Origin of the sequence: Halomonas urumqiensis (assembly GCF_003028575.1) — a bacterium.
GTDB classification, from domain to species: Bacteria; Pseudomonadota; Gammaproteobacteria; order Pseudomonadales; family Halomonadaceae; genus Halomonas; species Halomonas urumqiensis.
Genome location: NZ_PYUD01000001.1, coordinates 346,323 through 359,818, shown reverse-complemented (window position 1 = coordinate 359,818; position 13,496 = coordinate 346,323). Strand labels below are relative to the sequence as shown.

The 13,496-nt window shown below is 64.3% G+C and carries 10 protein-coding genes; 1 reads left to right on the top strand and 9 read right to left on the bottom strand.

Annotated features, from left to right (window positions below; all coding sequences use genetic code 11):
* Positions 1-61: 61 nt before the first annotated feature.
* From C6V82_RS01560 to ribBA, 9 genes are all read right to left on the bottom strand, one after another.
* Positions 62-1,105 carry an oxidoreductase gene (locus C6V82_RS01560; RefSeq protein WP_102589138.1) on the bottom strand — a complete coding sequence of 348 codons (1,044 nt, stop codon included), beginning with the start codon at positions 1,103-1,105 and terminating at the stop codon, positions 62-64.
* Positions 1,106-1,186: 81 nt separating this feature from the next.
* Positions 1,187-3,031, bottom strand: a complete 1,845-nt coding sequence (gene ilvD, locus C6V82_RS01555; protein WP_102589137.1) for a dihydroxy-acid dehydratase — start codon at positions 3,029-3,031, stop codon at positions 1,187-1,189.
* 310 nt (positions 3,032-3,341) lie between these two features.
* Positions 3,342-5,792: an endopeptidase La gene (lon, locus tag C6V82_RS01550; protein WP_102589136.1), complete on the bottom strand. Its 2,451-nt coding sequence runs from the start codon at positions 5,790-5,792 to the stop codon at positions 3,342-3,344.
* A 110-nt stretch (positions 5,793-5,902) separates the two neighbouring features.
* Entirely contained in the window at positions 5,903-7,156 is a 1,254-nt protein-coding gene (locus tag C6V82_RS01545; RefSeq protein WP_102589135.1) for a DUF945 family protein, read from the bottom strand.
* Positions 7,157-7,284: 128 nt separating this feature from the next.
* On the bottom strand, positions 7,285-7,758 hold the full coding sequence (locus tag C6V82_RS01540) for a phosphatidylglycerophosphatase A family protein (protein ID WP_102589134.1): 474 nt from the start codon (positions 7,756-7,758) through the stop codon (positions 7,285-7,287).
* Positions 7,755-8,741 carry a thiamine-phosphate kinase gene (gene thiL / locus C6V82_RS01535; RefSeq protein WP_102589133.1) on the bottom strand — a complete coding sequence of 329 codons (987 nt, stop codon included), beginning with the start codon at positions 8,739-8,741 and terminating at the stop codon, positions 7,755-7,757. The genes C6V82_RS01540 and thiL overlap by 4 nt, the downstream gene beginning before the upstream one ends.
* Positions 8,742-8,754: 13 nt before the next feature.
* Positions 8,755-9,258, bottom strand: coding sequence for a transcription antitermination factor NusB (gene nusB, locus C6V82_RS01530; protein ID WP_102589132.1), 504 nt, complete (start codon positions 9,256-9,258; stop codon positions 8,755-8,757).
* A complete protein-coding gene (ribH, locus tag C6V82_RS01525; RefSeq protein WP_102589131.1) occupies positions 9,255-9,749 on the bottom strand; it encodes a 6,7-dimethyl-8-ribityllumazine synthase in 495 nt (164 codons plus the stop codon). Before ribH ends, nusB begins: the two co-directional genes overlap by 4 nt.
* Positions 9,750-9,852: 103 nt before the next feature.
* On the bottom strand, positions 9,853-10,998 hold the full coding sequence (gene ribBA / locus C6V82_RS01520; RefSeq protein WP_102589130.1) for a bifunctional 3,4-dihydroxy-2-butanone-4-phosphate synthase/GTP cyclohydrolase II: 1,146 nt from the start codon (positions 10,996-10,998) through the stop codon (positions 9,853-9,855).
* Positions 10,999-11,300: 302 nt separating this feature from the next.
* Between ribBA and C6V82_RS01515 the strand changes: the two genes are divergently transcribed.
* Positions 11,301-13,463, top strand: coding sequence for a TonB-dependent receptor domain-containing protein (locus tag C6V82_RS01515; protein ID WP_229843074.1), 2,163 nt, complete (start codon positions 11,301-11,303; stop codon positions 13,461-13,463).
* Positions 13,464-13,496 lie beyond the last annotated feature (33 nt).

The following is a 13,496-nucleotide window of genomic DNA, read 5'->3' as shown; positions in this document are numbered from 1 at the left end:
TCTTCGACCTGTCCCCGGCGCCCCTCGTCATGTCCAACTATGATTGCCCTTGGAAGCCCCGCTAGAGCTTTACCCAGCGGCCCTGCCGATAACTGTCCAGCCCGCTTTCCAGCAGCGCCATCACCTCGAGGGCGCCATCGATGTCTACCGGCGGTGGCGTGGCATGCACCAGGTGCTCGGCGACACCTGAGTAGAAGGCCAGGTAGTCGCCGGGTTGGCAGCGCAGCTCGCGTGGCTCGCCGGGATTGCCCTCACCATCGGCCAGGGTCAGGCGTGCCATCAGCGGGTCGTCGCCCCACTGCGGCGAAGGGGTCTCGCCGGCCTTGAGGCGAGCTTCCTGCGGGTCTAGCCCGAACTTCACGAAGCTGCCACGGGTGCCATGCACCCGAAAGCGTGGGGTCGGTTCGGCGGCGAGTGTCGCGGCACTCAGCGACACCCGAACACCGTTGTAGTCCAGCAGCGCCAGGAAGTCGTCATCCACCTCGGCGCCATCACGCCGCGTGGCGATATCCAGCAGGATCGCCCGCGGCATGCCGAACAGTTCGCGGGCCTGATCGAGCAGGTGCGGGCCGAGGTCGTACCAGAGACCGGCACCCGGGCCACGGCGCTCACGCCAGCGGTCGGGCACATCGGGGCGGAAGCGATCGAAACGTGACTCCATGGCCACCACGCGGCCCAGTGTGCCCTCCTCCATCACCCCCTTGAGGGTAAGGAAGTCGCTATCCCAGCGGCGATTGTGAAACACGCACAGCGTGCGTTCGGCTTCTTCGGCCTGTTGCTTGAGCAGACGCGCCTCGGACAGCGAGATGGTGAACGGCTTGTCGACCACCACATGCTTGCCGGCGGCAAGCGCCGCCTTGGCCAGCGGGTAATGGGTGGCGTTCGGGGTGGCGATCACCACCAGGTCGATGTCCGCGCGGGCATACAGCTCGGCGGCCTTGGCCACCATCTCGACCTCGGGCATGGCACGCTGGACCTTGTCCGGGTCGCCGCTGACCACACAGCTGAGTTCGAGCCCCGGCGTTGCCTGAATCAACGGCGCGTGAAAGACCTGGCTGGACATGCCGAAGCCGACCAGGCCGACATTCAGGATGGGGGTTTTCATGGTCGGGCTCCCTTGCGGATGGGTTTCACGGGGGTATCAGCAAAACCCCGGCGCTGGGGCCGGGGTCGGTAGGGTGGTCGCTCAGTCGAGCTTGGTGAGATCGCGCACCGCGCCCTTGTCCGCCGAGGTGGCAAGCAGCGCATAGGCCTTGAGCGCCGCCGATACCTTGCGGTCACGCTGGATGCTGGGCTTCCAGGCCAGGCTGCCCTTCGCCTCTTCCGCCTCGCGGCGTGCCGCCAGCTCCTCGTCGGAGAGCTTGACGTTGATGGCACGCTTGGGGATGTCGATGTGGATGATGTCGCCGCTTTCGATCAGGCCGATGGCACCGCCGGCGGCGGCTTCCGGCGAGACGTGGCCGATCGACAGCCCGGAGCTGCCGCCGGAAAAGCGGCCATCGGTCATCAGCGCACAGACCTTGCCCAGCCCCTTGGACTTCAGGTAGGACGTCGGATACAGCATTTCCTGCATGCCGGGGCCGCCACGCGGGCCCTCGTAGCGCACCACCACCACTTCGCCGGGCTTCACCAGCCCACCCAGCACATGCTCCACCGCCTGGTCCTGGGATTCGACCACATGGGCCGGCCCCTCGAACACCAGGATCGACTCGTCGACACCGGCGGTCTTCACCACGCAGCCGTCCACGGCGATGTTGCCGAACAGCACGGCAAGGCCGCCTTCCCGGGAGAAGGCATGTTCAAGGTCGCGGATGCAGCCACTGGCGCGGTCGCCGTCGAGGCTCGGCCAGCGCGCGCTCTGCGAGAACGCCGTCTGGGTGGGAATGCCGCCGGGCCCGGCCTTGTAGAACTCGACCACCTCAGGCGTGGGGTTGCGCATGATGTCCCACTCATCCAGCGCGGCCTTCAAGGTGTCGCCGTAGACGGTGGGCACCCGGGTATCCAGCACGCCGGCGCGGTCGAGCTCGCCGAGGATCGCCATGATGCCACCGGCGCGATGGCAGTCCTCGATATGGTACTGCTGGGTATTGGGCGCCAGCTTGCACAGCTGCGGTACTTCACGCGACAGGCGGTCGATATCGGCCATGGTGAAATCGACCCCGCCCTCCTGGGCGGCGGCCAGCAGGTGCAGGATGGTATTGGTGGAGCCGCCCATGGCGATGTCCAGGGTCATGGCGTTCTTGAACGCCGCCTTGGAACCGATGGCGCGCGGCAGCAGATGAGCCTCTTCCCCTTCGTAGTAGCGCTTGGCAAGCTCGACGATGCGACTGCCCGCTTCCTCGAACAGGCGGCGGCGGTCGGCATGGGTGGCAAGCACGGTACCGTTGCCGGGCAGCGCCAGGCCAAGCGCCTCCATCAGGCAATTCATGGAGTTGGCGGTGAACATGCCCGAGCAGCTGCCGCAGGTGGGGCAGGCGCTGCGTTCGATCTCGTCGATCTCCTCGTCGCTGTACTTGTCGTCGGCGGCGAAGATCATCGCATCGATCAGGTCGATGCCGTGGTCGAGCAGTTTGGTCTTGCCGGCTTCCATGGGGCCGCCGGAGACGAAGATCACCGGAATGTTCAGGCGCATCGCGGCATTCAGCATGCCGGGGGTGATCTTGTCGCAGTTGGAGATGCACACCAGGGCGTCGGCGCAGTGGGCATTGACCATGTACTCGACGCTGTCGGCGATCAGGTCACGGCTCGGCAGCGAATAGAGCATGCCGTCGTGGCCCATGGCGATGCCGTCGTCCACCGCAATGGTGTTGAATTCCTTGGCCACGCCGCCGGCTTTCTCGATCTCGCGCGCCACCAGCTGGCCCATGTCCTTGAGGTGCACATGCCCGGGCACGAACTGGGTGAAGGAGTTGGCCACGGCGATGATCGGCTTGTGGAAATCCTCGTCCTTCATGCCGGTGGCACGCCACAGCGCGCGGGCGCCGGCCATGTTACGGCCGGCGGTGGTGGTGCGGGAACGATACTCGGGCATGGTGTCCTCTATCTCATGCTGTCCAGTCGATCGCAGATTCTGGCATGAGCGTCGCGGCCTTGCCACAAGACAGGTGCAAAGCAACCAGCGGATCGAGTGGAAACGCGGCTTTCCCGTCGACAGACCTTCGAGGAGGCGCTGTGAACCCTTCCCTGGGCGCTACATTCGCCATCCATGGCGAATGACCTCCTCTACGGCCTATCCCCGGCGCCGCTCGTCATGTCCCGCTGCGATAACCCTGTTTGGCTCTTGCTATTTAGTGACCCTTCCAGCTTCAAGCCGTTGGCTTACCGTTTCGGCGCCGCTGAGCTTATCCAAACACCACCTTGGCGACATCCTTGTAGCGTTTGGCGAAGTGCACCGTCATGCCCTCCTTGAGGTGGTTCGGCAACTCGTCATAGTCGCGGTGGTTGGCCTCGGGGAGAATCACTTCGAAGATTTCGCTTCTGCGCGCGGCGATCACCTTCTCGCGGATACCGCCCACCGGCAGCACATGGCCGGTCAGAGTCAGTTCGCCGGTCATCGCCAGCGGGCGTTCGATGGCCTGGTGGCGGGCCAGTGACAGCAGCGCGGTGGTCATGGTCACCCCGGCCGACGGGCCATCCTTGGGCGTGGCGCCCTCGGGCACGTGCAGGTGCACGAAGGCCGAGTCGAAGAAGTCGGCGTCGGCACCGAACTCGGCCAGGTGCCCAAGCACATAGCTGTAGGCGATGTTCGCCGACTCCTGCATCACCTCGCCGAGCTTGCCGGTGAGCTTGAAGCCACGGGTCAGCGAGTGCACCTTGCTGGCCTCGATGGGTAGCGTGGCGCCGCCCATGGAGGTCCAGGCGAGCCCGGTCACCACGCCTTCACCCTTGAGCACCTGCTCCTTGCGGAAGATCGGCGCGCCAAGAAAGTCTTCGAGATTCTTCACCGATACCTTCACCGATTGCTGGTCGTTTTCCAGCAAGGTGACCGCAGCCTTGCGCACGATGCGATGCAGCTGCTTCTCGAGCTGGCGCACGCCCGCTTCGCGAGCATAACCCTCGACCACATGACGCAAGGCCGCCTCGGTGAGGTTGATGCGCTTTTTCGGGATGTTGTCGCGCTTGAGCAGCTTCGGCCACAAGTGGTGCTTGGCAATCGCGACCTTTTCCTCGGCGATGTAACCAGAGAGACGTATCTGCTCCATGCGATCGAGCAACGCGCCGGGAATCGAGTCCAGGGTGTTGGCGGTGCACACGAACAGCACCTTGGAAAGGTCGAGCCGCACATCGAGGTAGTGATCGAGGAAGTCGACATTCTGCTCGGGGTCGAGCACCTCGAGCAATGCCGAGGCGGGGTCACCCTGGAAGGACTGCCCCATCTTGTCGACCTCGTCGAGCATGATCACCGGGTTCTCGACCTCGACCTCCTTGAGCGCCTGCACCAGCTTCCCGGGCATGGCGCCGATGTAGGTGCGGCGATGGCCCTTGATCTCGGCCTCATCACGCATGCCGCCCACCGAGAAGCGATAGAATTCACGGCCCAGCGCCTCGGCGATGGAGCGGCCGATGGAGGTCTTGCCGACGCCGGGCGGGCCGACCAGCAGCAGGATCGAGCCACCCACATCGCCCTTGAAGGTGCCCTCGGCGAGAAACTCGATGATCCGTTCCTTGACGTCGGAAAGCCCGTCATGGTCGCGGTCGAGGACCGTGCGCGCATGGCCGAGATCGAGCTGGTCCTGGCTGCGCACGCCCCACGGCATCGAGGTCAGCCAATCGAGGTAGTTGCGCGTGGTGCCATATTCCGGCGAGCCGGTCTCGAGCACCGAGAGCTTGTCGAGCTCCTCCTCGATACGGGTCAGCACCTTGGGTGGCACCACCAGGTTCTCGAGGCGATCGCGGAAGGTGTCGACATCGTTTTCGCGGTCATCCTTGGAGATGCCCAGTTCGCGCTGGATCACCTTGAGCTGTTCACGCAGGAAGAACTCGCGCTGGCGCTCCTGCATCTGGGCGTTGACCTGGTCGCTGATCTCGCTCTGCAGCTGGGCGACCTCTATCTCCTTGCGCAGCAGGGGCAGCACTTTCTGCATGCGATCCATCACCGGCAGGGTATCCAGCACGTCCTGGAGATCCGGCCCCTTGGCCGAGGTGATGGCCGCGGCGAAGTCGGTGAGCGGCCCCGGCTCGTGGGGGCTGAAGCGATTGAGATAGTGCTTGAGCTCTTCCCCGTACAGCGGATTGATCGGCAGCAGTTCCTTGATGCCATTGATCAGCGCCATGGCATAGGCGCGCGCCTCATCGGCCTCGGCATCCACTGGCTCGCGTGGGTAGCTCACCTCCACCAGGTAGGGGGGCTCCTTGGAGAGCCAACGCTGGATGCGAAAGCGCTTCAGGCCCTGGGCGATGAACTGGATCTGCTGGTCCTCTCCTTGCAGGCGATGCACCTTGACGGCGGTGCCGACCTCGGGAAAGTCGTCATGACTTCCGCCTTCGGACGCCGTCTCACCGACGAACGCCAGGCCCACGGTGTGGTGGGGCGTCTTGCCGACCAGTTGCATGGTCTCCTGCCAGCGTTCGCGGTTGATCACCAGCGGTTGGACCTGGGCGGGGAAGAATGGCCGATTGTGGATCGGCAGCAGGTAAATGCGCTCCGGCAGCGAATCGCGGGCGGGCACCACGGCATGTTGAATGTCGTCGTGCGGGTCTTCCGTCGAGCGCGAGTCGTCGTGCTCGTCGAGCGACTCGCTCAGCCATTCGTGAATGTCGGCGTCCCGGTTGCGATCCTGGTCATCACTCATGAAGTTGTATCCTGATCCGGTTGACGGCACTAAGCCAATGCCACAGGAATGCGGGCGAGCGCGGCCAACTTCAAGTGATGACGCCAGAAAGGGGATACCGGCTGGGCGGTTCAGCGCCACAGTGGAGGAAGCGGCCGGCCGTTGACTCTCACCTGGCCACGCACCACGTCGATTTCGAGTTCGCGGGTGTCCAGTGGCAAGCCAAGCCACAGCGCCACCACGGTGGGCACGTCGTGCCAGATGAAGTCGCCATCCAGACGCGAACGCCAGCGCTGCCGCTCGGTTGGCTCCGACAGGCGCAGCAGGCTCAACTCATCGAGGCGCCGGGAATCGAAGAACAGCGCCCCGTTGCCTTCGGCCGATAGGCCAAGCATCGGGCTCTGCAGGTTGACTTCGCCGACATCCAGCCGTGGAGAGTCCCGCAGGATCTCGATCAGCTCGGGTTCCAGCAATGCCAGCAGTTCACTGAGCTCAAGGTCGGGCTGGCCTGAGGCGGCCAGCTCGCGCAGCTCGTCGAGCACCACGCGCAAGGCATCGGCATCGAGTCGCGACAGGCCCATGGCCACACGGCCAGTCAGCAAGACCTCGCCGGCGGCCCGCACTTCATTGATTTCAAGCTGGCCATCGATACGCAGTTCGCGCTCATCGAGCCGCATCAGGCTGTCGTAAACCAGCTCACTTGTCTGAAGCGAGAGATTGGGTTGCTCCCAGCCGAGCGATTCGATTCGCAGCAGGTCATGCTGGGTGAAATGGTAGGCATCATCGATGTAGGCGTAGCGGCTATCCAGCGAGATCGGCCCGGCTTCGAGCGCCACCTCGCCATCGGAGAGCCTCCAGGGCGAGAGCTGCATGCGCAGCTGCCAGTCACCGTATTCGCCTCCAAAGGTCAACCGCCCTCCCTGGAAGTCGAGCTCACGCTGACCCTGGTCGGCAATGGACTGACTGGCGATGAACGGCGCCAACTGAATGTTGCCCTCCAGGGTGCCACCGATGGTGTGGTAGCGGGCATGCCAATAGGGTGGCCGGGATGACAGCACATCGCCGAACAAGCGCACCTGCATGGGGCCAAAAAGCGGACGCGCCTCGCCCTCGATACGCGTGCTGAGCACCCCATGGCGAGCCTCGTAGGTGAGCTCCAGTTGCCAGGCATCACCCAAAAGGGGCGACATGCGAATGACACCGGTGGAGGTGAGCCAGCCAGGCTCGACTTCGTCGCGCTCGACCACCAGCTCGCCGCGCGCCTCGAGATCGTCGAGCGCACGTGCAAGCTCACGCTCGAACAGCAACGAGGCAAACAACTGAGCCGCCGCCCAGATCACCGTCAGCCCGACCACCACGGGCACGATCAATCGTTCCTTGCGCATCTTGCTCTCATTCCCTGTGACACCCTCGACGCCTGTCGCAAGGCCAGTGATCAGTCCCGAACTCCGCTGTCAGTCGGTCAGTGTAGCCAGAACCTCAGTGCAACCAGAACCTCAATGTAGCCAGAACCTCAATGCAGCCAGAACCACAGATGCATGATGCTCCAGGCATAGATCCCGGCGAGCACGTCATCGATCATGATGCCGAATCCGCCTGCGACTCGGCGGTCAGCCCAGCGAATCGGCCAGGGCTTGATGACATCGAAGACGCGAAACACCGCGAACCCCCACAACGCCGCTTCCCATGAGAAGGGCACCGCCGCCATGGTGATCCAGTAGCCGACGAATTCGTCCCAGACGATGCCCGAGTGATCATGCACGCCCAGGTCACGCGAGGTCTTCTCGCAGATCCACACGCCCCACACGAAGGCCACGGTTATCACGCCCCAGTACCAGGAGAGCGGGAGTTCGGAAAGCAACCAATAAAAGGGGATAGCGGCCAGGGTACCGAAGGTGCCTGGCGCGAAGGGCGCTGCACCGCTTCCCATGCCGAAGGCCAGAAAATGGGTCGGGCGATGCCAGATGCTGGCGGGGGCTCGATTCATGGCATCCGATCCTTGTTGCCCGGGCCAGGCTCACCTGCCCCTTCGAAGTGCTGCCAGCCCCCGTGGGTCACTGACGCCACCCCACGAATGCCGGTCTCGCGGGTCAGTTCACCGATCACGGTCAACTCAACGCCGAGGCTCGCCAGTCGCTTGCGTGCTTCGACGAGGTGCCGGGGCGCAAGGCTGATCAAGAGCTCATAGTCATCGCCGCCCGAAAGCGCCGCCTGAAATGCCCCCTCCTCGCCCAGCGCATCCCCAAGCCCAGCGGCCAGCGGCCAGCCGTGCGGGTAAAGCTCGGCACCCACGCCCGAACGCTGGCACAGGTGGCCCAGATCGGCAAGCAGACCATCGGAGATATCGATGGCCGCCGTGGCAAGCCCAAGCAGTGCCTGGCCAGCGGAAAGCCTGGGCTGAGGCAACAAATAGCGGGCCAGCAAGGGGTGGTCGAGGTCGCGCTCACCGCGCTGCCACAGCGCAAGACCACCCGCACCGCCACCCAGGGAACCAGTGACCGCGAGAAGCTCCCCAGGGCCGGCACCACCACGGGTCAGCGCCGCTCGAGGGTCGACCTCTCCCATCACGGTCACGCCGATCGCCGTCCTGCCACGTGTGGTGTCGCCACCGACCAACGTGGTACCGGTACGCTCGCACAAGCCGAGAAAGCCCTGCGAGAACTTGGCCAGCCAGTCATCCTCGGCTGATTCGAGGGTCAACGACATCAAGCACCAACGAGGGCGCGCGCCCATGGCGGCGAGGTCACTCAGGCTGACCGCCAGCGCACGGTGACCGATGGCCAAAGCCGGAGCATCGGGCGGGAAATGCACGCCGGCAACCGACGTGTCGACGCTCACGGCCAGACGCTTGCCAGGTGACGGGGACAGCAGCGTGCAATCGTCTCCGACCCCGAGCATCACGCCATCGTCGGCACCGTCGACTGGCGGCACAGTGAAATAGCGGGCGATCACTTCAAATTCGCTGGGCATCCGGTGGCAACCTTCAGCGGCGGCGGGCGGCGACCTCGGAGGAACGCAACCGGCCGGCGAGCTTGTCGAGTATGCCGTTGACATACTTGTGGCCATCGGTGGCGCCAAACGACTTGGCGAGTTCCACCCCCTCGTTGATCACCACGCGGTAGGGAACCTCCAGCCGCCGCGAGAGCTCATAGGCCCCCAGGCGCAGGATGGCGAGCTCGATGGGGTCGAGTTCCTCGAGCTTGCGGTCGAGCAGCGGCGAGATCGACGCGTCGAGATCGGCCTTGAAGCGCACCACGTTGTGCAGCAGCTCATGAAACAGCGCCAGGTCGGCGATCTCCATGACCTTGTGCCAGTTCTCGTGGTCTTCGATGTCGTCGCAAGCGACCTGGCTTCTGAATTCAGCTTCAACCGTGGTGATGGACTTGCTGGTCATCTGCCACTGGTAGAGCCCCTGAACCGCCAGCTCGCGGGCGGCACGCCGTGCCAGTTGGGCCTTCGAAGGCTCGCTGGAGCGTTCGCGGCTCATGCCTCACCCCCGTCCTCGTCACTGAAACAGCGCAGCAACGAGACCATTTCCATGGCGGCCATGGCCGCCTCGGCGCCCTTGTTTCCCGCCTTGGTGCCGGCGCGTTCGATGGCCTGTTCAATGGAGTTGACCGTCAGCACACCGTTGGCGATGGGCGTCTCGAATTCGAGCTGCAGGTTGCCAAGCGCCGTGTTGCACCCGCCGGCCACGTATTCGAAGTGGGGCGTGCCACCACGGATCACCGCCCCCAGGGCGATGACCGCATCGGGGCGTGCCACCTTGAGTACCTTCTTCACCGCCAAGGGCAGTTCCCACGCGCCCGGCACGTGAACGATATCGATGTTCTCGCCATCGACACCATGTCGCACCAGGCTGTCCACCGCGCCCTCGACGAGGCTATCGACCACGTGGTGGTTGAAGCGCCCCACCACGATCACGTAACGACCGTCGACGTCGACGAAGCTGCCTTCCACTTGAGAGATGGGTTGCATGTCACTTTTCCTGAGAGAGATGAGCCAAGAGATTTAAGCCAAGAGATTTAAACCAAGAGTTATCAGCTGAAAGGTTGCCCTGCTGGCGATCACGGCCCGACCGTTACGAGGTCATGTCCTCGGGGCCCAACAGCTCGACCACTTCCAGGTCGAAGCCGGAGAGCGCGGAGAATTTCCAGGGCGAACTAAGCAGGCGCATGCGGCCCACGCCCAGGTGGCGCAGGATCTGCGATCCGGTCCCGATGGTCAGGTAGTTGCCGGCACCGTCGGAATCGCTGGTTCGCGGGGCGCGCCGTCGCTCCAGGAAGATATCCAGGGAGTCGCGCATGTCGAGCCTCGGGCGACCATCGTCGAGCAGCACGAAGACACCGTGCTCGGCCTTGGCCACCTCGGCAATCGCCTGTTGCGAGGTCCAGTTGGCGGTATCGCCCTTCTGCAGGCACAGCAGATCGCGCATGGCATCGGCCAGGTGCACACGTACCGTGGTCGGCGTCTCCGGGGTCGGGCGCCCCTTGACCAACGCCAGGTGGTGAGCGCCCTGGATGTTGTCGCGAAACACGTGCAGGGTCAGCTCACCGAAGGCGGTGCGCACCGGGGTGTCCTCGACGTGCTCGACGGTCTGCTCGTTATGGATGCGGTAATGAATCAGGTCGGCGATGGTGCCCATCTTGATGCCATGCTGGACGGCGAACTCCTCGAGCTCGGGGCGGCGCGACATGCTGCCATCGTCGTTCATGATCTCGCAGATCACCCCACTCGGGTCGAGTCCCGCCAAGGCCGCCAGGTCGCAGGCCGCCTCGGTATGTCCGGCGCGACGCAGCACACCGCCTGGCTCGGCCATCAGCGGAAAGATATGGCCCGGCTGGACGATATCGTCGGCGCTGGCACCCCTGGCCACGGCAGCCTGCACGGTGCGGGCGCGGTCGGCGGCGGAGATACCCGTGGTCACGCCTTCAGCGGCCTCGATGGAGACAGTGAACTTGGTGGCAAAGCCCGAACCGTTGTCGGTGACCATCAGCGGCAACTTGAGCCGCTCGCAGCGCGCACGCGTCATCGGCAGGCAGATCAGCCCCCTGGCGTGGCGCGCCATGAAGTTGATGTGCTCGGCCTGGACCTTCTCGGCGGCCATGATGATGTCGCCTTCGTTCTCGCGATCCTCATCATCCATGAGGATCACCATCTTGCCCTGACGGATATCCTCGATCAGGTCTTCGATGGGGGCCAGGCCCCCGGAGGTGGAGTGCACCATGGGATCTCCAATGATTCAGCGTGGCGGACGTCGCGCCTTTGCGACGGGTTGGTCGCTGGGTGGCTACGCCCGCCTCGAAACGGCGTCAGGGTACCGTGGCGCGGCGTCGGGCGCCAGTAAAGTGCGACAGGCAGCGTGCATGACACTGACACAGGGACGATATGGAAAGGTTCTGACTGTTCAGGCTTGGGTGTTGCGGTATCGGCAACGCCACGTTGCCCATCTCGGGCTGTCATCGAGCCGCCATCAGCGACTAGAATCACCGGCGCAATTGATAATCAATATCATTCAAGGTGAATTCCATGTCCCGCTTCGCACCCATGCCCATCATTGGCGGCACCCTGACACGCACCGCACTGGCCAGCGCCGTGGCGCTGGCCGCCACTAGCACGGCCCTGCCGATCCTGGCCCAGGACGGCGAGCGCCTGGATAGCATCGTGGTCACTGCCGCCGGCTTCGAGCAGGCCCTGCGCGATGCCCCCGCCAGCATCTCGGTAATCTCCGGCCAGGAACTGCGCGAGCAGCGTGTGACCAGCATCGCCGATGCCCTGCGCAATGTGGAGGGGGTGGATGTCGGTGGCCAGGTGGGCAAGACCGGGGGGCGCAACATCAGCATTCGCGGTATGCCCAGCGACTATACCCTGGTGCTGATCGACGGACGACGCCAGAACGCTGCCGGCAGCGTGACACCCAATGGCTTCGGCGAAACCTCGACCAGCTTCTTCCCGCCAATCTCGAGCATCGAGCGTATCGAAGTGATTCGTGGCCCCATGTCGACGCTCTATGGCTCCGACGCCATGGGTGGGGTGATCAATATCATCACCCGCAAGGTCGATCGTGAGTGGACAGGTTCACTGGCCGTGGAAAACACCTTTAATGAGGATGATGACTTCGGCGACAGCCGCGCAGTGAGCGTATATGCCAGCGGCCCGTTGGTGGAAGAGCGGCTGGGGCTTCAGTTGCGCGGTCGTTTTTACGAGCGCGAGGCGTCCGACCTCGAGTACCTGGATGCCGATGGTCAGCCCATCGAAGTCAGCAAACGCGGCCCGAGCCCGGTCGAGGGCGATATCTACAACCTGGGCGCCCGCCTGACGCTCACCCCCGACGATACCCATGAAGTATGGCTGGACGGTGAGATCAATCGCCAGCGCTACAACAACGACGAGTGCCAGCTCGGCACCCTCGATGGCCGCACGCGCAGTTGCGAGGACGACCCCGGCACCGCCTTCGGCTATGCCGACGAACTCCGCTTCGAACGCCAGCAACTGGCGCTTGGCCATATCGCTCGACTGCCCAGCGGCACCCTGGAATCGAGCCTGTCACGCAAAACCACTTCGACAGAAGGACGAACCATCCCGGGAGCCATCGGCGAGCCCTATGCCGGATTTCCATCGATCATCGGCGGCGCCCCACGTGAGCTGGAATCCACCAACACCATCCTCGACAGCACATTCACCCTGCCCCTGGGCGACCATATGGCCACACTGGGTGGACAGTGGTGGGATGCCCGGCTCGATGACGGACTGGCCACCGAAACGTTCGAACAAACCACCTGGGCGCTGTTCGCCGAGGATGAGTGGTGGCTCACCGACGAATTGGCGTTGACGCTGGGTGGCCGCTATGACCACCACGACGCCTTCGGCAGCCAGTTCAGCCCGCGCGGCTACCTGGTGTGGAACGCACACGATGAGTGGACGTTCAAGGGCGGCGTCAGCCGTGGCTACAAGACCCCATCGCTGAACGACCTGCATGACGGCATCAATGGGGTCACCGGCCAAGGTACCGTGCTGACCATCGGCAACCCGGCGCTCACGCCGGAGACCAGCACCAGCAGCGAGCTGGGCGTGCAGTTCGACAACCAGCAGGGCTTCATGGCCGGCGCCACGCTGTTCCACAACCGCTTCGACGACAAGATCGCCAGCGGCAACGACATCGTCGTCGAAGGAGACCCGCTGATTCCCGATGGCGTGTATGGCCAGGACGTCAATATCGACGAGGCGATCACCCGTGGCGTGGAGCTTTCGAGCCGCATTCAACTGGCGCCGCGCTGGAATCTGTCGGGGAACTACACCTTCACCGACAGCGAGCAGAAGAGCGGTGAGAACCAGGGCGAGCCATTGACCGACACGCCGGAGCATGCACTCAACGCCACCCTGCGCTGGCAAGCCACCGAGCGTCTCTCCACCTGGCTCTCGGCCGAGGTACGCAGCGAGCGCTACCGCAACCGCGAACGCATGCGCGGCGCGCCATCCTTCGCCGACCTCGGCGACTTCAAGGGCTATGAGCTCTTCCACCTGGGCGGCAGCTACGCGGTGGCGGACAACGTGACCCTGGCCGCCACGATCTACAATCTCTTCGACAAGGACTTCGTCGACTATCGCGCCTACGACGGCGGCGTCGGCAATGTCTATGCTAACAGCGAGGAAGGTCGCCGCCTGTGGCTCTCCGCCACCTTCGCGTTCTAGGCCCCGCCCCTCGCTTGGTAGTGTCTCGATCGT

What these genes read in the sequence shown, in the direction of transcription:
- C6V82_RS01560 (WP_102589138.1), bottom strand. Translation starts at nt 1,105, where the DNA reads ATGAAAACCCCCATCCTGAATGTCGGCCTGGTCGGCTTCGGCATGTCC.
- ilvD (WP_102589137.1), bottom strand. Translation starts at nt 3,031, where the DNA reads ATGCCCGAGTATCGTTCCCGCACCACCACCGCCGGCCGTAACATGGCC.
- lon (WP_102589136.1), bottom strand. Translation starts at nt 5,792, where the DNA reads ATGAGTGATGACCAGGATCGCAACCGGGACGCCGACATTCACGAATGG.
- C6V82_RS01545 (WP_102589135.1), bottom strand. Translation starts at nt 7,156, where the DNA reads ATGCGCAAGGAACGATTGATCGTGCCCGTGGTGGTCGGGCTGACGGTG.
- C6V82_RS01540 (WP_102589134.1), bottom strand. Translation starts at nt 7,758, where the DNA reads ATGAATCGAGCCCCCGCCAGCATCTGGCATCGCCCGACCCATTTTCTG.
- thiL (WP_102589133.1), bottom strand. Translation starts at nt 8,741, where the DNA reads ATGCCCAGCGAATTTGAAGTGATCGCCCGCTATTTCACTGTGCCGCCA.
- nusB (WP_102589132.1), bottom strand. Translation starts at nt 9,258, where the DNA reads ATGAGCCGCGAACGCTCCAGCGAGCCTTCGAAGGCCCAACTGGCACGG.
- ribH (WP_102589131.1), bottom strand. Translation starts at nt 9,749, where the DNA reads ATGCAACCCATCTCTCAAGTGGAAGGCAGCTTCGTCGACGTCGACGGT.
- ribBA (WP_102589130.1), bottom strand. Translation starts at nt 10,998, where the DNA reads ATGGTGCACTCCACCTCCGGGGGCCTGGCCCCCATCGAAGACCTGATC.
- C6V82_RS01515 (WP_229843074.1), top strand. Translation starts at nt 11,301, where the DNA reads ATGTCCCGCTTCGCACCCATGCCCATCATTGGCGGCACCCTGACACGC.